16 protein-coding genes and 1 tRNA gene are annotated in these 18,872 nt (G+C 70.4%); 9 read left to right on the top strand and 8 right to left on the bottom strand.

Going from position 1 to position 18,872, the window contains the following annotated elements; translation table 11 throughout:
- Positions 1 to 32: 32 nt before the first annotated feature.
- Positions 33 to 164: a hypothetical protein gene (locus tag FHR84_RS23040; protein WP_281361454.1), complete on the bottom strand. Its 132-nt coding sequence runs from the start codon at positions 162 to 164 to the stop codon at positions 33 to 35.
- 18 nt (positions 165 to 182) lie between these two features.
- On the opposite strand from FHR84_RS23040, the gene FHR84_RS21780 reads away from it, so the two are divergent.
- The gene (locus tag FHR84_RS21780; protein WP_179537416.1) at positions 183 to 413 is read left to right on the top strand and encodes a Scr1 family TA system antitoxin-like transcriptional regulator; all 231 of its coding nucleotides are present in this window, start codon (positions 183 to 185) and stop codon (positions 411 to 413) included.
- A 187-nt stretch (positions 414 to 600) separates the two neighbouring features.
- Here the strand turns inward: FHR84_RS21780 and FHR84_RS21790 are convergent, their stop codons facing one another.
- A complete protein-coding gene (locus FHR84_RS21790; RefSeq protein ID WP_179537418.1) occupies positions 601 to 2,331 on the bottom strand; it encodes an MFS transporter in 1,731 nt (576 codons plus the stop codon).
- A 105-nt stretch (positions 2,332 to 2,436) separates the two neighbouring features.
- Between FHR84_RS21790 and FHR84_RS21795 the strand changes: the two genes are divergently transcribed.
- Positions 2,437 to 3,090: a TetR family transcriptional regulator gene (locus FHR84_RS21795; RefSeq protein ID WP_179537419.1), complete on the top strand. Its 654-nt coding sequence runs from the start codon at positions 2,437 to 2,439 to the stop codon at positions 3,088 to 3,090.
- A gap of 66 nt (positions 3,091 to 3,156) precedes the next feature.
- On the opposite strand, the gene FHR84_RS21800 is transcribed toward FHR84_RS21795, so the two are convergent.
- Together FHR84_RS21800 and selD are read right to left on the bottom strand one after the other, a co-directional pair.
- The gene (locus FHR84_RS21800; RefSeq protein ID WP_179537420.1) at positions 3,157 to 3,915 is read right to left on the bottom strand and encodes a nucleotidyltransferase domain-containing protein; all 759 of its coding nucleotides are present in this window, start codon (positions 3,913 to 3,915) and stop codon (positions 3,157 to 3,159) included.
- Between the two features lie 50 nt (positions 3,916 to 3,965).
- The gene (gene selD, locus FHR84_RS21805; RefSeq protein WP_179537421.1) at positions 3,966 to 4,973 is read right to left on the bottom strand and encodes a selenide, water dikinase SelD; all 1,008 of its coding nucleotides are present in this window, start codon (positions 4,971 to 4,973) and stop codon (positions 3,966 to 3,968) included.
- A gap of 60 nt (positions 4,974 to 5,033) precedes the next feature.
- On the opposite strand from selD, the gene FHR84_RS21810 reads away from it, so the two are divergent.
- Positions 5,034 to 5,129 (top strand) — tRNA-Sec (locus tag FHR84_RS21810).
- A 34-nt stretch (positions 5,130 to 5,163) separates the two neighbouring features.
- Here the strand turns inward: FHR84_RS21810 and FHR84_RS21815 are convergent.
- Positions 5,164 to 5,703, bottom strand: a complete 540-nt coding sequence (locus FHR84_RS21815; RefSeq protein ID WP_179537422.1) for a DnaJ family domain-containing protein — start codon at positions 5,701 to 5,703, stop codon at positions 5,164 to 5,166.
- A 220-nt stretch (positions 5,704 to 5,923) separates the two neighbouring features.
- On the bottom strand, positions 5,924 to 6,049 hold the full coding sequence (locus FHR84_RS23045) for a hypothetical protein (protein WP_281361455.1): 126 nt from the start codon (positions 6,047 to 6,049) through the stop codon (positions 5,924 to 5,926).
- A 520-nt stretch (positions 6,050 to 6,569) separates the two neighbouring features.
- On the opposite strand from FHR84_RS23045, the gene selA reads away from it, so the two are divergent.
- The 4 genes from selA (at position 6,570) to FHR84_RS21835 (ending at position 13,507) form a co-directional block, all read left to right on the top strand.
- Positions 6,570 to 7,886: an L-seryl-tRNA(Sec) selenium transferase gene (gene selA / locus FHR84_RS21820; RefSeq protein ID WP_179537423.1), complete on the top strand. Its 1,317-nt coding sequence runs from the start codon at positions 6,570 to 6,572 to the stop codon at positions 7,884 to 7,886.
- Positions 7,886 to 9,658, top strand: a complete 1,773-nt coding sequence (gene selB, locus FHR84_RS21825) for a selenocysteine-specific translation elongation factor (RefSeq protein ID WP_179537424.1) — start codon at positions 7,886 to 7,888, stop codon at positions 9,656 to 9,658. The genes selA and selB overlap by 1 nt, the downstream gene beginning before the upstream one ends.
- A gap of 150 nt (positions 9,659 to 9,808) precedes the next feature.
- Positions 9,809 to 10,822 carry a non-homologous end joining protein Ku gene (ku, locus tag FHR84_RS21830; protein WP_179537425.1) on the top strand — a complete coding sequence of 338 codons (1,014 nt, stop codon included), beginning with the start codon at positions 9,809 to 9,811 and terminating at the stop codon, positions 10,820 to 10,822.
- A 147-nt stretch (positions 10,823 to 10,969) separates the two neighbouring features.
- Entirely contained in the window at positions 10,970 to 13,507 is a 2,538-nt protein-coding gene (locus FHR84_RS21835) for an ATP-dependent Clp protease ATP-binding subunit (protein ID WP_179537426.1), read from the top strand.
- Between the two features lie 280 nt (positions 13,508 to 13,787).
- Here the strand turns inward: FHR84_RS21835 and FHR84_RS21840 are convergent, their stop codons facing one another.
- Positions 13,788 to 15,635, bottom strand: coding sequence for a bifunctional copper resistance protein CopD/cytochrome c oxidase assembly protein (locus FHR84_RS21840; protein WP_218863678.1), 1,848 nt, complete (start codon positions 15,633 to 15,635; stop codon positions 13,788 to 13,790).
- 25 nt (positions 15,636 to 15,660) lie between these two features.
- Entirely contained in the window at positions 15,661 to 16,299 is a 639-nt protein-coding gene (locus tag FHR84_RS21845) for a DUF5134 domain-containing protein (protein WP_179537427.1), read from the bottom strand.
- 261 nt (positions 16,300 to 16,560) lie between these two features.
- On the opposite strand from FHR84_RS21845, the gene FHR84_RS21850 reads away from it, so the two are divergent.
- Complete coding sequence (locus tag FHR84_RS21850) at positions 16,561 to 17,340, top strand: 3-hydroxybutyrate dehydrogenase (protein WP_179537428.1); 780 nt, start codon at positions 16,561 to 16,563, stop codon at positions 17,338 to 17,340.
- Positions 17,341 to 17,386: 46 nt separating this feature from the next.
- Complete coding sequence (locus FHR84_RS21855) at positions 17,387 to 18,730, top strand: MFS transporter (RefSeq protein ID WP_179537429.1); 1,344 nt, start codon at positions 17,387 to 17,389, stop codon at positions 18,728 to 18,730.
- Positions 18,731 to 18,872: the final 142 nt, after the last annotated feature.

An 18,872-nucleotide genomic window follows, 5' to 3' on the forward strand; every position in this document is an offset into this window, starting at 1 on the left:
AAAACTGGGAGCACCCGCTCCGGGGTGGACACTCACCCCACTGCCGCGGCGACCCGTTCGGACGGGTGCGCGGCGGCTTCCTGCAGCTCGGCGCGGTACAGCTCGTCCAGCCAGAACAGCGTGTGCAGCAGCTCGTGCGGCTGGCCGCTCCCCACGCCCAGCACGGCCTCCCTGGCACAGCTATGGAAGGCCCGTTCGTGCTGCTGGAGTGCGGCCGGCAGTCGAACCTGGTGTACCCGGAACACCGGGGCAGCAGCGCGTTCCTGGAAGAGCCCGAACCCGTCGCGGCCACGGAGAGGTCCCTGCGGTGGTTGCGCGAACTCGCGCTTTCCCCGGATGATTCCAGCGAGATCATCGCGCGCTCCGCCGATGACCCCGCGATCGGTGAAGGAGCGAGCAGGTGGACACCGTGACGAACTGGCGCAAGAGCAGCCACAGCAGCAATCAAGGGTACTGCGGGGAAGTCGCGTTCACCGAGCACGGCATCGCCGCTACTCCCCCATGCCCGGTGGAACGACTTCCTGCGCAGCCGCGAGCACGTGCGCTCCGGGACCTGAGCGTCGCTCACACGCGGAACCGACACCAGGCCCCGGCCTCACATCACCGCTGCTCGGAGGCGGCCTGCTCCGGATCGGCCCGGCCCGAGCTGGTCCGATCCGAGCCGCTCTGATCCGAGTCGGTCCGTTCCGGGGCGACTTGTTCACCCTGATCGGAGGTCCCCTCCGCGGAGGCCGCTGTGGTCGTGCTCGTCCTGCCCGGCAGGAAGAACCAGGCAATCAGCGCGGCGACCGCGATCAGCCCGGCCGCGGCCAGGTAGGCGACCTGGGAGGCCTCCATCCAGGCCCGCGAGACGTCCTGGGCGAGCTGTTGTCCCCGCTCACCGAGCCGCTGGGCCACCATCATCCCCCCCGGCAGCGAGTCCTCGGCGGTCTGGCGCACCTGCTCGGGCAGTCCGGTCAGCGAGTCGGAGATGCGGGCGGCGTAGCTGCCACCGAGCACACTGCCCAGCACCGCCACACCCAGCGACGCTCCGACCTCGCGGGTGACGTCGTTGGTGGCCGATCCCATGCCCGCGCGCTCCTTGGGGACGTTGGACATCAGCTGGTCGGTCGCCGGGGCCATGGCCAGCGACATGCCCGCGGCCGTGCAGGACAGCGGCAGCAGGATGTGCCAGTAGGTGGAGTCCGCGGTCAACGTGCTCAACCCGGCCATCCCGACAGCCGCGAGCAGCAGTCCGCCCGCGATGGTGTTGCGCGGCCCGAACCGCCCCACGATCCTGGACACCTGCGGGGCGATCAGGATCATCATCACCGACATCGGCAGCATCGCGGTGGAGGCCGTCAGCGGTGAGTAGCCGAACACGATCTGCAGGGTCTGGCTCAGCGCGAAGAACACGCCGATCATGGCGAAGAACACCAGGGTCAGCGCCACGGCCGAGGCCGAGAACGCGCTGCTGCGGAACAACCGCACGTCCAGCATCGGGTCCTGCTGCCGCCGCTCCCACAGCACGAACAGGGCCAGCAGAATCAATCCGAGCGCCACCATGGACAGCGTGCGCACGGAGAGCCAGCCGACGTGCTGGGCCTCGATCAGCGCGTAGACGGCGATGGTGATCCCCGCCGTGGACAGCAGCGCACCGAGCACGTCCAGCCCACCGTGACCGCCCTCGGTGCCGGTGTGGGCCGGGATGTAGCGGATTCCGGCGATCACCCCGATGATCACGACCGGAACGTTGATGACGAAGACGGACTCCCAGGAGAAGTACTCCAGCAGCAGTCCGGCGATCACGGGGCCGAGGGCGCTGCCCGCCCCCGAGACGGCGGCCCAGATCCCGACCGCCTTGGTGCGCTCCCCGCTCGGGAACACGCTGGTCAGAATGGACAACGTCACCGGCATGATCATGGCGCCGCCCACACCGAGCAGCCCGCGGGCGGCTATCATCTCCGCACTGGATCCGACGAACAGCCAGACGTAGACCGACACCACGCCGAACAGCACCATGCCCGCCTGCAGCATCCACTTGCGCCCGTAGCGGTCGGCTATGGACGAGCTGGTGAACAGCAGCCCGGCGAACACCAGGGCGTAGGAGTCGGAGAACCACTGCTGCGCCGAGGTGGAGGCATCGAGCGCACGCGAGAGCTTGGGCAGTGCGACACTGAGCGAGGTGTTGGCGAGCATGGTCGCCGACAGCGCCAGGCAGAGCACGATCAGTGTCGCCCATCTGCGCCGGTACACCGTTACGTCGATACCTTCGGCAATCGCCCCCTGTTCCCCCGTGGTCGGTCTCGATTCAGCGGCGGCTCCGCCGTGGCGGGCTTCGCCGTTGGACATACGCACTCCTTTCTCCGCACAACAGAATATGGCAGTACTGCCATTTGACATAAGTGACAATAGGCACAGTTGACGCTGAGCTGCGATTCCGAGGAACCTGAGACTATGACCAGCGTTGCGGCCTTTCCGGCCGAAGGACCCGAGGTGCGGGGCAGAAGAGCGCTCAAGGCCGCCAGGACCAGGGCGAACATCGAAGCGGCGGCCCTGAACCTCTTCCGCGAGCAGGGGTTCGAATCCACCACGATCGAACAGATCGCCCGAGCGGCCGACATAGCCCCGCGAACCTTCTTCCGCTACTTCCCCAGCAAGGACGCGGTGCTGTTCGGCGACCTCAGCGGCGAGCTGGAACGCGTGCGCGAGGCGCTGAACGAGCGAACCGGAGACGAGCACCCCATGCACGCCCTCGCCGTGGCGATGCTCGACGCCTCCGACCGCATAGAGGTGGACCGCGAGCAGCACCTCATGCGTGCCGAACTGCTGAACGCGCTCGACTCCACCGGCGAGTACGAGATGCACCTGATGCGGCAGCGCTGGATGCAGGACATGACCGAACTCGTCGCCGAGTACCTGGGAACCGACCAGAGATGCGACCCGCGTCCCGGGGCGTGGTCGATGACCATGGTCTCCTGCTTCGGCTCCGCGATGCACTCGTGGCTGACCCGCGGTGACGGAACCACGCTGCGCGAGATCCTCTCCGAGATACTCGACAACACCGCCCGTGGGCTGACCCAGGCGGCGGACCGGGCCAAACGCTGGTAGGGGTCCGCGCAGGTCACCACGGCGGAACGTCGACACGCACGCCCCGGACGCGGAGGCGAGCCGGGGTCACCCCGCCCTGGCGGCGGCCACCGCCACCGAACACAGCTCGTAGGCCCGGCGAACGGTCTCGCCGAGGTCCTCCGCGCGGGCCCGCGCGACGATCGCGTCCAGCCCGTCCAGCCCGGCCCTGCTCAACAGCGCTTTCTCGTTGGTGATCCACTCCCCGCGAGCGGCGAGCACGGCATGCGCGCTCTGCGAGGCCGCCTGGGTCAGCAGCGCGGTGCACTGCGCCAACCTGCCGCAGGGCCCGTGGTTGGCCCGCGCGTACTCGAAGACCATCTCGGCAAAGCCCCACCAGGTGCGGCAGGCGCGCTCACGCAGCGGTTCGGGAAACTCCGGCCGCGGCAGCTCGCCGTGCAGCACCCGGTTGCTCGCCAGCTCGGCCAGCAGAAGGTACGACGGGATGCCCGCCAGGTGGAACAACAACGGCTCGTGGCGAAAACGCCCCAGCCGGGCCTCGGCGATCTCGTGCTCGATCACCTCCAGGTCACGGAAGTGCACGTCCACGGGTCGTTCCTCGATCCGCAGCCACGCTCCCCCGTCGAAGATCCCGCCCCACGCCCCGAGCTCGGAGACCTCACCCGGCCAGCCGACGTCCCGCAGGTCCTGCGGGTCGAACCGGCCGCGGTAGTAGATCGCGAAATCCCAGTCGCTGTCCGCGCGGTGGGTGCCGAGCGCCCGGGAACCTCCGAGGGAAACCGCGTGCACTCCGGTGATCCCGGCCAGCCGGTCCGCGACGCGCCGGGGGAAGGAGTCCTCGTCCATCCCGAGGATGATCGCACGGCTCCTGCGCTCCGCGCCGCTGATTTTTCCACTCAGCGCACGGTGATCTCGTGCTCCGCGCGCTCCACGAGCTCGCCGATCACCGGGACCCCCGGAAGTTCACCCGCCACGAGCAGCCCTCCCGAGGTCTGCGCGTCGGCCAGCAGCAGCGCCTCGTGCTCGTCCACCGCCGACAGATCGGTGCACTCCCGCACCCATTCGAGGTTGCGGCGGGTGCCACCGCTGACGTGACCGCTCCGCAAGGCCCACCGCGCCCCCTCCAGGTAGGGGACGGCGGACGAGTCCAGCACCGCGGAAACGCCACTGGCCCGGACCAGCTTCCGCAGGTGCCCCAGCAGCCCGAACCCGGTCACGTCGGTGGCGCAGTCGGCACCGGTCGCCGCCGCCCGCCGCGCCGCGCTCTCGTTGAGGGTGGTCATCGCCTCGACCGCCTGGGGAAAGACCTCGCCCGTGGCCTTGTGGCACGTGTTGAGCACCCCGATGCCCAGCGGCTTGGTCAACGACAACGGGGTCCCCGGCTTTCCCGTGTCGTTGCGCAGCAGACCGGAGGCCGAAGCGGTTCCCGTGACGGCCAGCCCGTACTTCGGCTCGGGGTCGTCGACGCTGTGCCCACCGGCCAGCGCGCAGTTCGCGGAGGCGGCGACCTCTGCCCCGCCCCGCAGCACCCGCTCGGCCAGCTCCATGGGCAGCACTCCCCTGGGCCAGCTCAGCAGGTTCACCGCGACCAGCGGAAGCGCCCCCATCGCGTACACATCGGACAGGGCGTTGGCCGCGGCGATGCGTCCCCAGTCGTAGGGATCGTCCACCACCGGGGTGAAGAAGTCGGTCGTGGCCACGATCGCGGTGTCGCCCTCGAACCGGACCGCCGCGGCGTCGTCACCGGATTCGAGACCGACCAACACCTCACTCTGGCGGGGGAAGTTCACTCCCCCGACCATGGATTCCAGCTCGTCCGGCGGGATCTTGCAGGCACATCCGCCACCGTGCGCGTACTGTGTCAGCCGGTAGGTTTCGCCGGTGGGAACCTCGATGTCGGTCATGGACGTGAACCTAGGGCATCGGGCGCGCAGCGGCACTCCACGAAAAGGTGAGACAGCGCTGGAGGCGTATGGGTGCCTGGTGGCCCCCGCGGTCTTCAAAACCGACGTGGCCGAGCAACTCGGTCAGGCGGGTTCGATTCCCGTCCGCCTCCGCCACACCACTACGCGGACCAGGCAGCGCCGGGGAAACTCAGCGCGCGACCCTGCCGCGCACGGTCCCGTGCCACCAGCTGCGCAGCCTGTCGCGCACACTCGACCTCCCCGCCGGTCTCTCGGCGGGGAGGGCGGCCTCGTCCGCGGCAGCACCGGCCGCGGAACGCTCCGAGCCGGTGGCACGTTGCTGCCTCCACTGCCGCACCGCCTGCTCGACGTCGACCGGGCCCACCTTGATCTTCGGACCGCTCGGTGCGCGCAGCCACTCGACGATGCGGATGTTGAGCTCGTCGACGAGTTCGCGCACCGCCTGCTCGGAGCGCTGCTCGGCCACCCGTTCCGGAAGCCGGTCGATCTCCTTGCGCAGCTGCACCGCAGGCGGCAGCAACGACTCGCTGGACAGCCCCTCCCGCTCGACGTACTTCTTCACCCAGGAGAGCTCGTCGTCCGAACTCGGATCGGGCAACGGTTCACCCGTCCCGGGGAGATCGTCGAAGTCCCCGCGCTCCCGGGCGACCCTGACCTGGCGGTCGATCCAGCTCTCGAAGCTCGTCCCCGGAGGTTTCCGTTCTGTCATGGCGCGGCTCTTTCCGTGGTCCCCGTACCGCTCGGGCGGACGATCACGCGCGGAGCCCGCACCACCCGGTCACCACGCGAGTCGTCCCCTCCCGATACTGCCCACCGCTCCGGCCGGAATCCACCTCCGCCCGCCCGCACGACGAGCCCGTGCTCACCGGTAGCGGTACGAATCGGAGGAGGAGTTCCCGTCCCGCGGACGCACCCGAAACCCAACCGCCTCAGGACGAGCGCGTCGGCTCCGTGGTGTCGTGGCGCAGGTCGAACAGCCGATGGCAGAACTCGTCGGGGGCGTGGTGCTCGCGGGGCCGCCACTCCTCCGGTACACCGTCGGCGAGCCGGCGCATCAGGTCGGGAATCGCAGCGGTACCGGCCGGAGGACCGACCTTGCGAGAACGTGGAAGGTGCTCTCTCGTTGTCCTCGCTGTTGGTTCTGGTTTGGTTGGTTCGAGTTTATTTCAGTTAAAACTGAAAACACGATACTGACTAACTCACACGAACAGCCGAGGGCCGCTCCCCTTCGAGAACCGGAAGCTCCCAGCCCCGGCGACCGGGGTCCACCACCGCCCCGCCCGAGTGATCACCCCTCATTGCGCACCGAGCGACGTGCCCACGCGCCTGCACCACGGGAGACCGCGTGGACGGCCGACGTCAGCGGGACCAGAACCAGCGACGGCAGTCACTTCCGCGCTTCAACCAACCCGATCGTTCGAAAAACACCTTCGGAGATGATCACCAAGTGACGACTTCGCTTTGTTTTAATTTTATTCGATACTGAAACCACGGTACTGATTGTCCTTGTCGAAGTAGCGACAGGCGGAGCGATGAACACCGGACGCGCACCGAGGTGCTCGTACGGTTTCCGGTGTGGACGAGCGTCGCAACATCCCCGCCACCGATCAGCTGCTCGGCGATCCCCCCGTGGCGGCCGCGATCGAGCGCTTCGGGCGGGACCGCGTCAAACGCACCGTGCTGACGGCACAGCACCGGGCCCGGGCTCGGGAGATCTCACCCGAGGACGTCGTCGAGGAGGTGCGGGCGAACCTGCCCCGGGAGTCCGGCGGGCTGCGCAGGACGATCAACGCCACCGGGGTCCTGCTGCACACCAACCTGGGGCGAGCGCGGCTGTCCGAGGCCGCCGTGCGGGCACTGCACGAGAGCGCGGGCACCTGCGACGTCGAACTCGACCCGGAAACCGGCCACCGTGGTCGGCGTGCCGCGAGCCTGCGCCGGACACTGCTCGAAACCGTACCCGCGGCCGCGGACGCGCACGTGGTCAACAACGGCGCCGCCGCGCTGTCGCTGGCCGCCACGGCGCTGGCCACCGGGGGCGAGATCGTGCTGGCCCGGGGCGAGATGGTCGAGATCGGCGACGGGTTCCGCATCCCCGAGCTGCTGGAGGCCACCGGAGCGCGCCTGCGCGAGGTCGGCACAACCAACCGCGTCAACATCGAGGACTACCGCGCGGCCGTGGGACCGGACACCGGCTTCGTGCTCAAGGTCCACCCCTCCAACTTCGTGATCAGCGGGTTCACCTCCACCGTCGGAGCCGGGGAGCTCGCGGAGCTGAACGCCCCCGTGGTGGTCGACATCGGCTCCGGACTGCTCACCGCGCACGAGAAGCTGCCGGACGAGCCGGACGCGAACAGCGTGCTCACCGCGGGAGCCGACCTCGTGACCGCCAGCGGGGACAAACTGCTCGGCGGCCCGCAGGCCGGGCTCCTGCTGGGCACCGAACGGATCACCGCCAAACTGCGCGGACACCCCCTGGCCAGGGCGTTGCGCGTGGACAAGCTCACGCTCGCCGCGTTGCACGCCACCCTGAACGGGCCCGCCACCCCCACGGCCCGCGCCCTGCGGCGCGACCGGTCCGAGGCCGAACGGCGTGCCGAGGCCATCGCGGAGAAGCTGAGCGCGGCGGGCATACCGGCCACGGCCGAGACGAGCTCGGCGACGGTCGGTGGCGGCGGAGCCCCCGGAGTGACGCTGCCGAGCGCGGCCGTGGCCCTGCCCGAGCACTACGCGCGACCGCTCCGCGCGGCAGTCCCTCCCGTGCTGAGCCGCGTGGAGCACGGACGCTGCCTGGTCGACCTGTTCGCGCTGGACCCCGCGGACGACGCGGAGCTGACCACGGCGATCCTCGGCGCGGGATCCCCGGCCCCCGACGCCGGTGGAGGCCCGTGATGAAGGTCGTCGCCACGGCGGGGCACGTGGACCACGGGAAGTCCACCCTGGTCCGAACCCTCACCGGGATCGAACCCGACCGGTGGAGCGAGGAACGGCGGCGCGGCCTGACGATCGACCTCGGTTTCGCCTGGACCGAGCTCCCCTGCGGCGAGACGATCGCCTTCGTCGACGTCCCCGGGCACCAGCGGTTCGTGCGCAACATGCTCGCAGGCATCGGCGAGGTCCCCGCCGTGCTGTTCGTGGTGGCCGCCGACGAGGGCTGGATGCCGCAGTCCGAGGAGCACCTGCAGGCGCTGCACGCCCTCGGAGTCGCGCGCGGGCTCCTCGTGATCACCCGCGCGGACCTCGCCGACCCCGAGCGGGCGCTGCTGCAGGCGCGGACCAGGCTGTCCGAGACCTCGCTGGCCGGGATCCCCGCCGCCACTTTCGGCTCCACCACCGGCCGGGGCGAGTCCGAGCTGGGCGTGGAGCTCGAAACGCTCGTGGGCTCGCTCCCCGACCCCTCCCCCACGGGCGACGTTCGGCTGTGGCTGGACCGGGTGTTCAGCGTTCGCGGAGCGGGGACTGTGGTCACCGCCACCCTTCCCTCCGGGGAGCTGACCGTCGGCGAGGAGCTCGTGGTCGGCAGGACCGGGCGGCGCGTCGTGATCCGGGACCTGCGGAGCCTGGGCGAACCGGTCCAGCGGGCGCGGGCGACCGCGCGCGTGGCGCTGAACCTGCGGGGCGCGCACGTCGACGAGCTCGAGCGCGGTGACACCCTGCTCACCCCGCGGGCCTGGTGGACGACCGACTCGGTCGACGTGCGCCTGACGAACCACTGCTCCGCGGAACTGGCGCGTGAGCTCACGACGCACATCGGCTCCGCGGCCGTGAGGACGCGGGTCCGTCCCCTGGGCGCGGACACGGCGCGGCTTTCCCTCGACCGGCCGCTGCCGCTGCGCATCGGCGACCGGGCCCTGCTGCGCGATGCGGGCAGGCACCACGTGCCGAGCGGGGTGACCGTGCTCGACGTCCGGCCGCCGGCACTGCGCCGCCGCGGTGCCGCTGCCGCCCGTGCGCGCGAGCTGGACGGTTACGACGAGCACACGGCGGGCGGCGCGCTGCTCGCGCGGCACGGGGCGCTGCGCGCCACGCGGCTGCTCGCCATGGGGGCCACCGCTCCCCCCGACGCCCACGGAACCGGTGACTGGCTGCTGGACGCGCGTGCGCGGGAGGGCTTCGCCGCGCGGCTGGTCGAGCTGCTCGAACAACGCCGCCGGGAACAACCGCTGGCCGAGGGGCTTCCGGAGCGGGAGGCGCTGCGCGCTCTGGGGCTCGAGGACCGGGCGCTGCTGGACCTCGTGCTGCGCTCCCCGCAGGCGGCCGAGATCACCTCCCACGGCGGGAAACTGCTCCTCGGCGCCTCCCGTGCGGAGCAACACCTCCCGGAGGGGATCGCCGCGCTGCGCGCGCGACTGCACGAGCGCCCCTTCCGGGCCCCCACCGCGGAGGAACTGCGGGAGCTGGAACTGGACCGGAAACAGCTCGCCGCCGCCGCCACGGCCGGGAAACTGCTCGGCGTCGGAGACGGTGTCTACCTCCTGCCCGACGCGTTGCAACTGGCGGTGCGCAGGCTCGCCGAGCTCCCCTCCCCCTTCACTCCCGCCCAGGCGCGCGAAGCGCTGAACACGACCCGCCGAGTAACGATGCCGCTGCTGGAACGGCTGGCGAAGGAGGGGCACACGCTGCGGCTGCCCGACGGCACCCACCGGCTGCGCCGAACCCGGTGATCCGTGGACCGCACGGCACGACGGACGACGGTGCGAGGTTTGCTCGGCACCACCGGCTGGGCATCCACGGAGGGACGCGGCGCGTCGATCGCGGTGCGACGGGCGCTCGCGGTGTCGGCGAGCTCGCCGACCGGCCGTAGGAGGAAGGGCATGCCGCAGAAGATCTGGAACGGGTCGATCACGTTCGGGCTGGTGACCATCCCCGTCGGCCTCTACAGCGCGACCGAGGACCACAGCGTCCACTTCAACCAGTACGAGCGCGGCACGCACGACCGCGTGCGACACCTCAGGATCAACGAGCGCACCGGTGAACAGCTGCGCGCCGAGGACGTCGTCAAGGGGCGCGACGTCGGCGGAACGCTGGTGACCGTGGAGCAGCGGGAGCTGGACGAGCTCGTGCCGCTGCGCTCCAGGACGATCGAGATCGAGGGCTTCGTGGAACTGTCCGAGATCGACCCGGTGCACTTCCACCGGACCTACTGGTTGGCCCCGACGGAGGAGCAGCAGGACCGCCCCTACAGGTTGCTGCACCGGGCGATGCTCGAAACGCGCCGGGCCGGCATAGCCACGCTCGTGCTGCACGGCCGGGAGTACCTCACCGCGATACGGGCCACGGACAGGGCGTTGGCCCTGAACACGCTGTTCTTCCTGGACGAGGTGCGCGACCCGCCGACCGCGGTGGGCCCTCCGAGGGAGGACGCGCGCAGCGGCAGGGAGCTGCAACTGGCCATCGACCTCATCCGCTCGATGAGCGAGCCCTGGCGGCCGGACCGCTACACGGACACCTACACCTCCCGGGTGGAGCAGCTGCTGGTGGACAAGGCCGCGGGCCGTGCCCCGCGACCGGAGTCCGAACCGGCCGAGCCCTCCGAAGTGCCGGAGCTCACCGAGGCGTTGCGCCGCAGCACCGAGCGCGCCGGACGGGTCGGCGACCCCGCCTCCGGTGCCGCGGGCGGGGCCACCGCGCCCGCGCGGGAAACGAGCGAGTCGGTTTCCACCCTGAGCCGGGACGAGCTGCGGCGCCGGGCGCGGGAGCTGAACATCAAGGGGCGTTCCAAGCTCAACCGTGCGCAGCTGGAAAGGGCCGTGACCGAGAGACCCGCGACCCACCGGGAGGAGCCGTCGCGGGGCAGCCGGAGTCACCGCCCCTCCGAATCCCCGTGATCCGGTCCACAACTACAAGATCCGAGCAACCTTGAGTCGGTTGGATGCGTTAGCCTTGAGCGAAACCGACGCAGGAATGCCAACCGGCATCGCTCATGTTGGAAGCGATGAGCTTTCCAACGAAGCGTGCGAACGAAAGAGGTAGTGATGACCAACTTTTTCGGTTCCGGCGGGCCCGGTTCGAGTCCCTTCGACGACTTCCTCGCCCGCTTCCTCGGCGGGCAGGGTGGAACGCCGCGGCCGGTGCAACGCGTCGACATCACCCGGCTGATGACCCAGCAGGCCCAGGAACTGATGGCGACGGCCGCGCGGTTCACGGCCGAACGCGGCGGTCACGACCTGGACGCGCACCACCTGCTCTGGGCGGCCACGCAAACCGAGACGACCCGAGCGATGATCGAGCGCGCCGGGGCCGACCCCGCGACGATCGCGGAGGGCATCGAACAACAGCTGCCGCAGACCGAAAGCACCGACCAACCCCCGGCCCTGACGCCCGCGGCCAAGCGCGCGCTGCTGGACGCGCACCGGGTGGCCCGGGCCGTGGGGTCCTCCTACATCGGCCCCGACCACCTGCTGCTCGCGCTCGCCGCCAACCAGGAGTCGACGGCGGGCCAGATCCTCGCGGCCGCCCACGTCACCCTGGAGTCGCTGCAGAGCGGGGCAGCGGCGGCCCGCGGCGGCGGCCCCGCCGGCTCGCAGAGCACCGAGACCCAGCAGAGCAGCACCACCCCGACCCTGGACGAGTACGGCCAGGACCTGACGGCCAAGGCCCGCGAAGGCGGTCTCGACCCGGTGATCGGCAGGGATTCCGAGATCGAGCAGACCGTCGAGGTGCTGTCCCGGCGCACCAAGAACAATCCCGTGCTCATCGGTGAGGCCGGTGTCGGCAAGACCTCCGTGGTCGAGGGCATAGCCCAGCGCATCGTGGACGGCGAGATCCCGGACGTGCTCGCCAACAAGCGGGTGGTGCAGCTCGACCTCTCCGGCGTGGTGGCGGGAACCCGCTACCGCGGTGACTTCGAGGAACGCCTGAACAAGATCATCGACGAGATCACCCAGCACAGCGAGCAACTGATCATCTTCATCGACGAGCTGCACACCGTGGTCGGCGCGGGCGGCTCGGAGGGCGCCGTCGACGCGGGCAACATGCTCAAACCCCGGCTGGCCCGCGGTGACCTGCACGTGGTCGGGGCGACAACTCTGGACGAGTACCGCAAGAACATCGAGAAGGACGCGGCGCTGGAGCGTCGTTTCCAACGCATCGACGTCGCCGAGCCCAGCGTCGAGGACACCGTGCAGATCATGCGCGGACTGCGGGACCGCTACGAGGCGCACCACCAGGTGCGGTTCAGCGACGACGCGATCAAATCGGCGGCCGAACTGTCCGACCGCTACGTCACCGACCGCTACCTCCCGGACAAGGCGATCGACCTGCTCGACCAGGCCGGCGCGCGCAAGCGCCTGCGCACCCGCACCCCCACCACGGACGTGCGGGAGCTGGAGGAGCAGGCCGAGCAGTTGAGCAGGGACAAGGCCCAGGCCGTCACGAACGAGGACTACGAGCAGGCCTCCCAGCTGCGTGACCAGATCAACCAGGTGCAGTCCAGGATCCGCCAGGAGCGGAACAACCCGGACGGGATCCCCGAGGTGGACTCCGACGACATCGCCGAGGTCGTGTCGCGGGCCACCGGCATCCCGGTCACCCAGCTGACCGAGGAGGAGAAGGGCCGCCTCATGCGGCTCGAGGAACAGCTGCACCACAGGGTGATCGGACAGGAGGAGGCCGTGCAGGCGGTCTCGCGCGCGGTCCGGCGCTCCCGCACCGGAATGGGCGACCCGAACAGGCCGGTCGGGACGTTCCTGTTCCTCGGCCCCACCGGTGTCGGCAAGACCGAGCTGGCACGTGCCCTCGCCGAGTCGCTGTTCGGCGATCAGGACCGCATGATCCGCATCGACATGAGCGAGTACCAGGAGGCGCACACCGCCAGCCGGATGGTCGGAGCTCCCCCGGGCTACGTCGGCTACGGCGAGGCGGGGCAGCTCACCGAGGAGGTCCGCCGCCGCCCCTACTCGGTGATCCTGCTCGACGAGATCGAGAAGGCGCACACCGACGTCTTCAACATCCTGCTCCAGGTCATGGAGGACGGCAGGCTCACCGACGGCCAGGGGCACACCGTGGACTTCCGCAACACGGTGCTGATCATGACCAGCAACCTCGGCTCGGACATCATCTCCAACCGCTCCGGGGTGCTCGGCTTCACCACCAGGGAGGACGAGCAGACCACCGAATCGGCCAGGGACCGGCTGATGGTGCGGTTGCGCGACTCCTTCCGCCCCGAGTTCATCAACCGGATCGACGAGATCGTGATGTTCCGCAAGCTGGAGTCCGAGCAGCTCAGGCGCATCACCGAACTCCTGCTGGACGAGACGAAGCAGCGGCTGCGGGCCCAGGGCATCGAGGTCACCTTCGCGGACTCGGCAGTGGACTGGCTCACCGAGCACGGGCACCAGCCCGAGTACGGAGCCCGGCCGCTGCGCCGCACCATCCAGCGCGAGGTGGACGACTCCATCTCCGACCTGCTGCTGGAGGGACAGCTGGAGAACGGCCAGCGCGTCGTGGTCGAGGCCGATCAGGACCAGCTGAGGTTCTCGGTGCAGAACGCCCAGACCGGAGCACCCGCGTGACCCGTCCGGGAAACCCGCGGGGGCGGCGATCGGAGCCGATCGTCACCCCCGCGTTAGTTTTCCGGCACGGAACGTGCCGACCACGCGGACTCGGCCGGCAGGTCGCCCCGGCACGACGAGGAGAGCGCGGAGCACGCCGAACTCGGCTCCGGCGCCGCGGCGAGCACCTCGGGCACCCCGATCGGAGCGGTCCGGGCCGTGCGCGACTCCGGCCGGAAATGACAGGCCGGGAACGAGGTCCCGGTCCGGCCGCCGCGAACGGACCGGGGCCGCGGAACGCTCAGCCTCCCCTGCTCCGGGCCAGTTCGGCCAGCATCGCGTTGTAGGCGGCCAGGTCGTCGTCACCCTCACGATCGGCTCTGCGAGCCGAGCGGGTGTCGTACCGGTACCACTGGGTCAACAGGGCCAGCAGCACCAGCACCAGCGGCACCTCCCCCATGGCCCAGGCTATTCCCCCGCCGAGGAACTGGTCAGCCAGGAGGTCGCGCGGCCACGGCAGCTCCAGCGCCCGGTAGAAGTCCTCGGCCAGCGGCTCCGAGAGGCTCATCGTGATGATCCCGAAGAACGCGTGGAACGGCATGACGGCCAGCACCACCCCCAGCCGGGCCACGTGGGGCAGCGGACGTGGCGCGGGGTCCACGCCGATCACGGTCCAGTAGTACAGCCAGCCCACCAGCAGGAAGTGCGCCTTCATGAGCTGGTGACCCCAGTACTCGAACATCCCCAGTTCGAAGAGGTCCGTGAAGTACAGCGCGTAGAAGGAGCTCACGAACAGCACCGTCGCCACCCCGGGACCGGCCACGAACCTGGTCAGCGGGGAGTGCAACCAGGCGAGCAACCACTCGCGCGCCCCCGCTGCCTGCCCACGCCCGCGTGCGGGCAGCGCGCGCAGCGCGAGCGTCACGGGACCGCCCAGCACCAGCAGTACCGGGGCCAGCATGTTGAGCACCATGTGCGTGAACATGTGCAGGCTGAACACCCCGCCCGCGTAGACCCCTACTCCGGACGAGGTGACGAACAGGACACAGCCCCAGCCGACCAGCCAGGCCGCCGTCCTGCCCGCGGGCCACGCGTCCCCCCTGCGGCGCAGCCTGCGCACCCCGAGCAGGTAGACGGCGGCGCACACGACGGCGCAGGTGCCGAACAACAGGTCGAAACGCCACCCCAGCAGCAGGTTCCACAGGGTCGGCGGTGCGGCGAGATCGTAGCCGAGGACGGCCTCGCTCGCGGTGACCTCCGCCCCCTCCGGCGTGGAGGCCGAGACGACCATGAGTTCGGACACGGCGAACCCGGCCACCAGCAGCGCGAGCTCCGAACCGAGCAGCCACGACACCGCGCGTCGTCTCGCTCCCGTCCTCTCCGGGGCGGGGAGGGTGACGCGGCGCCGCGCGAGGACGCCGAGCACCGCGACGGCCACCAGACAACCGATCTTGCCGAGGACCACGGCGACGTGCCCCGCATCGCCCGTCCCGTACTCCCGTGCGGCCACGAGGACGTCGGCCGTGCCGGAGACGGCCAGCAGGGTCCAGCACCCGGCCGCGAGGCACCGGTAACGCCTCAGCACCAGCCGCGCACGCTCCTCGGTGCGCCACAGGTGCAGCCCGAGCGCGAGCAGCACGCCGAGCCACACGGCGGCGGAGGTGACGTGCAGCACCACCGCGTTCGTCCCGACGTCGTGCCCGGGGGCGTCCCCCGAGCGACGGGCCACGGCGGGAGGCAGCAGCCCGAGCAGCGCCACCCCCGTGAGCACCGAAGTCGTCCTCCACCCCCGAACGCCCCGGCAGGCGAGCGCCAGCACCAGGGCGAGCACGGCGGTGATCACCGCGGCCACCGGTTCGGCCGAGCCCCCGGCTCCGGAGGCTCCGGAGGGAGCGCCTCCCGTGAGCAGGCCGGAGGTGAACGCCCGCAGCAGCTCGGCACACCCCCACAGGACCGCCGCCAGGCCCGCGCGCCGCACGTGGCCACGTGCCCGTTCCGTGAGCCGGTCGCAGGTGTCGGACGCGAAGAACACGGCGAACACCAGCGAACCGACGCACACCGCCCCGGAGAGGTCTCCCAGGGCACGAAGCACGAACTCGAACGCCCGCGTCGCGAGCACCTCCCGCAGAAGCACCGTTTTCCCACCCATCGTCTCGTCGGGACGGAAGAAGCCGTCAGAGAACGCTCGCGGCGAGCATGTAGGCCATGCTCGCGGCCATGACCGCCAGGCTGAGGCGGATTCCGAGGGAGCGATGGGCCACCAGGCCGAAGCCGCGCCCGCTCCCGACCGCGGGGGCCGGTCCGGCGGCGCCGGGAGCCTCGGACAACTCGACACCGGAAGGGATCCGCGGGCGGATCCGTGAGCTCGGCAGCCGTTGCCAGAGTCCCCCGGCCCAGATCACGGTCTCGCAGCAGAGGTAGGCGACCAACACCAGGGTCAGCCAGGTGGGACGCAGCTGGACGGGGATCATCATGTAGGTCATGATCAGCGTTCCCGCGGCCGCCGTGCCCCACAGCGGGTTGAGCCCGCCCTCACGCCGCCCGATCGAACTCGCCGCCACCACCTCGACCAGCGTCACCAGGGCGAACAGCACCAGCCCCACCCGGTAGAGGCCCGGATGGCGCATGTGGGGCAGCAGGTACATCACGGCCATTCCCGCCGCCATCAGCGTGTGACCGACGTGCCACCACCTCGGCTGACCGGACATCCTCCCGGCGTGCAGCGCGTGTTGCGCGAACACGATCACCAGCAGCAGCGCCCAGAGCGGACGTGACCAGTCCGGCAACAGCGACATGCCCATCGGCGCGTCCATGCGAGTTCCTTCCTAGCGCGACCCTTCGTCCCTGCTGGTCGCCGCGCGCCCCGCACCGGTTCCCGACCGGACCCGAACCGGGGGCCGATGATGACGACCGTCACAGCTCCCCGCTCCGGGAATCCCGGCAGCGCACCACGGGGGAGCTTTCCCCGCTGTTCGAGCGAAGTCGGCAATGTGTCCCGATCACACTTCCGAGCGAGCGGATATGGCCGACGATCACATAGTGAATCCGGGGCGCACCGGCTAGCGTGATCCGACATGACGACGGACCCCGGGCCGGAGCTCGCTCGAGCGACCGATCTCTCCGGAGCCACCGCCTTGGTCACGGGCGCGGCGAGCGGAATCGGCTACGCCTGCGCCGCACGGCTGGCCACGGCGGGATGCGCCGTGCACCTGGTCGATCTGGACCGGCCTTCCGTGCTGCGGGCCGCATCCGAACTCGACGGCCACCCGCACGTGGCCGACCTGACCGAGGAGTCCGCGATCGGACGGCTGCCCACCGAGGTGGACGTCCTCGTCAACAGCGCCGGAATCCAGCACGTGGCCCCGATCCACGAGTTCCCGGCCGAGCTCTTCACCCGGATCCAGCACCTCATGGTCACGGCGCCCTTCCTGCTGATCCGGCACTGCCTGCCCCACATGTACGCGCGGGGCTGGGGGCGGGTGGTGAACATGTCCAGCGTGCACGGGCTGCGGGCCAGCCCGAACAAATCGGCCTACGTGGCCGCCAAGCACGGCCTGGAAGGGCTGAGCAAGGTGACCGCGCTCGAAGGTGCCCGGCACGGCGTCACCAGCAACTGCGTGGACCCGGGCTACGTGCGGACCCCGCTGCTGGAGGGCCAGCTCGCCGCGCAGGCCGAAGCCAACGGCATCACCGAGGACGAAGTCGCCGATCGGGTCTTCCTGCACCACAGCGCGATCAAACGACTGATCGAACCGGAAGAGGTGGCCGAGGTGGTCGGCTGGCTCTGCGGGCCGGGGTCGGACCACCTGACCGGAACGTCCATCCCGATCGACGGTGCCTGGACGGCGCACTGACGGAAAGCGGAGAGTCCCGAATCCGCCGACGCGGAAGGAGTGGCAGATGAGCTCGACGGAATCCGCCGCACCGACGAGAGGGGCCCTGGCCCGGATCGTAGGGTCGAGCATGATCGGCACCACCATCGAGTGGTACGACTTCTTCCTCTACGGGTCGGCGGCCGCGCTGGTGTTCAACAAGGCGTTCTTCCCGTCCGAGGACCCGCTGATCGGCACGCTGCTCGCGTTCTCCAGCTTCGCCATCGGGTTCGTCTTCCGCCCGCTCGGCGGTCTGGTCTTCGGCCACTTCGGGGACCGGCTCGGGCGCAAGAAGCTGCTCGTCATCAGCCTGCTGATGATGGGCGGGGCCACCTTCGCGATCGGTCTGCTGCCGGCCTACGGAGCCATCGGCGTCGCAGCCCCGCTGCTGTTGACCCTCCTGAGGGTCGTGCAGGGCTTCGCGCTGGGAGGCGAGTGGGGCGGGGCCGTGCTGATGGTCTCCGAACACACCGACACCGCCAGACGCGGTTTCTGGGCCTCGTGGCCTCAGGCGGGCGTGCCCACGGGAAACCTGCTCGCCACCGCGGTGCTGGCGCTGCTCTCGGCGTTCCAGTCCGAGCAGGCTTTCCTGGCGTGGGGCTGGCGCATTCCCTTCCTGCTGTCCGGGCTGCTGGTCCTGGTCGGACTGTGGATCCGGCTGTCGATCAGCGAGTCCCCGGTGTTCCTGGAGGCCGCCGACCGCGCGCGGCAACAGGCCGCACCGGAACCACCTCCGATCATGCGGGTGCTGCGCTTCCAGTGGCGCGAGGTGCTGATCGCCTCGGGAGCGCGCTTCGTGGAGAACGTCTGCTACTACGTGATCACGGCGTTCGTGCTCACCTACGTGACCGATCAGCTCGGACTGTCCGAATCGATCGCCCTGAACGCGGTGCTGCTGGCCTCCCTGGTGCACTTCGCCGTCATCCCGATGTGGGGAGCCCTGTCCGACCGCTTCGGCCGCAGGGGGATCTACCTCATCGGAGCCGTCGGGAGCGGGGCGTGGGCCTTCGCCTTCTTCCCGCTGATCGACACCGGGGCCTTCGCCATGATCACGTTCGGTGTCACCGGAGGGCTGGTCCTGCACGGAGCCATGTACGGCCCGCAGGCGGCTTTCATGTCCGAACTGTTCGGAACCAGGGTGCGCTACTCGGGGGCCTCTATCGGCTACCAGCTGGCCTCCGTCTTCGCGGGCGGACTCGCTCCCGCGATCGCCACCGGTCTGCTGGTGACCTTCGACAGCTGGGTCCCGATCGCGTGCTACGTCGCGGCCGGGGCCGTGCTCACCTCGGTGGCGATCCTGTTCGCGACCGAGACCAAGGGGAGCTCGCTTCGTTCCGAGGACGCGGAACGGCCCGCCGCGCCGCGCTCCTGATCGGAGTCCTCCGCCCCCCTGTCGTGGGGGCACCCGACGGGACCTCCCGCGGTCTCGTGAACGGGTGCCCCGGCATCGGGCAGCGACCGCCCCCTGGGGCACCGTGGTCACGGCGGGATTGCTCCCCGGCAGCCGCACCGCC

The organism is Actinopolyspora biskrensis (genome assembly GCF_013408175.1).
In the GTDB taxonomy this organism is placed as follows: domain Bacteria; phylum Actinomycetota; class Actinomycetes; order Mycobacteriales; family Pseudonocardiaceae; genus Actinopolyspora; species Actinopolyspora biskrensis.

Excerpts from the sequence above, each read along its gene's own strand:
- FHR84_RS21780 (WP_179537416.1), top strand. The coding sequence starts at position 183 with ATGGAAGGCCCGTTCGTGCTGCTGGAGTGCGGCCGGCAGTCGAACCTG.
- FHR84_RS21790 (WP_179537418.1), bottom strand. The coding sequence starts at position 2,331 with ATGTCCAACGGCGAAGCCCGCCACGGCGGAGCCGCCGCTGAATCGAGA.
- FHR84_RS21795 (WP_179537419.1), top strand. The coding sequence starts at position 2,437 with ATGACCAGCGTTGCGGCCTTTCCGGCCGAAGGACCCGAGGTGCGGGGC.
- FHR84_RS21800 (WP_179537420.1), bottom strand. The coding sequence starts at position 3,915 with ATGGACGAGGACTCCTTCCCCCGGCGCGTCGCGGACCGGCTGGCCGGG.
- selD (WP_179537421.1), bottom strand. The coding sequence starts at position 4,973 with ATGACCGACATCGAGGTTCCCACCGGCGAAACCTACCGGCTGACACAG.
- FHR84_RS21815 (WP_179537422.1), bottom strand. The coding sequence starts at position 5,703 with ATGACAGAACGGAAACCTCCGGGGACGAGCTTCGAGAGCTGGATCGAC.
- FHR84_RS23045 (WP_281361455.1), bottom strand. The coding sequence starts at position 6,049 with ATGCGCCGGCTCGCCGACGGTGTACCGGAGGAGTGGCGGCCCCGCGAG.
- selB (WP_179537424.1), top strand. The coding sequence starts at position 7,886 with ATGAAGGTCGTCGCCACGGCGGGGCACGTGGACCACGGGAAGTCCACC.
- ku (WP_179537425.1), top strand. The coding sequence starts at position 9,809 with ATGCCGCAGAAGATCTGGAACGGGTCGATCACGTTCGGGCTGGTGACC.
- FHR84_RS21835 (WP_179537426.1), top strand. The coding sequence starts at position 10,970 with ATGACCAACTTTTTCGGTTCCGGCGGGCCCGGTTCGAGTCCCTTCGAC.
- FHR84_RS21840 (WP_218863678.1), bottom strand. The coding sequence starts at position 15,635 with ATGGGTGGGAAAACGGTGCTTCTGCGGGAGGTGCTCGCGACGCGGGCG.
- FHR84_RS21845 (WP_179537427.1), bottom strand. The coding sequence starts at position 16,299 with ATGGACGCGCCGATGGGCATGTCGCTGTTGCCGGACTGGTCACGTCCG.
- FHR84_RS21850 (WP_179537428.1), top strand. The coding sequence starts at position 16,561 with ATGACGACGGACCCCGGGCCGGAGCTCGCTCGAGCGACCGATCTCTCC.
- FHR84_RS21855 (WP_179537429.1), top strand. The coding sequence starts at position 17,387 with ATGAGCTCGACGGAATCCGCCGCACCGACGAGAGGGGCCCTGGCCCGG.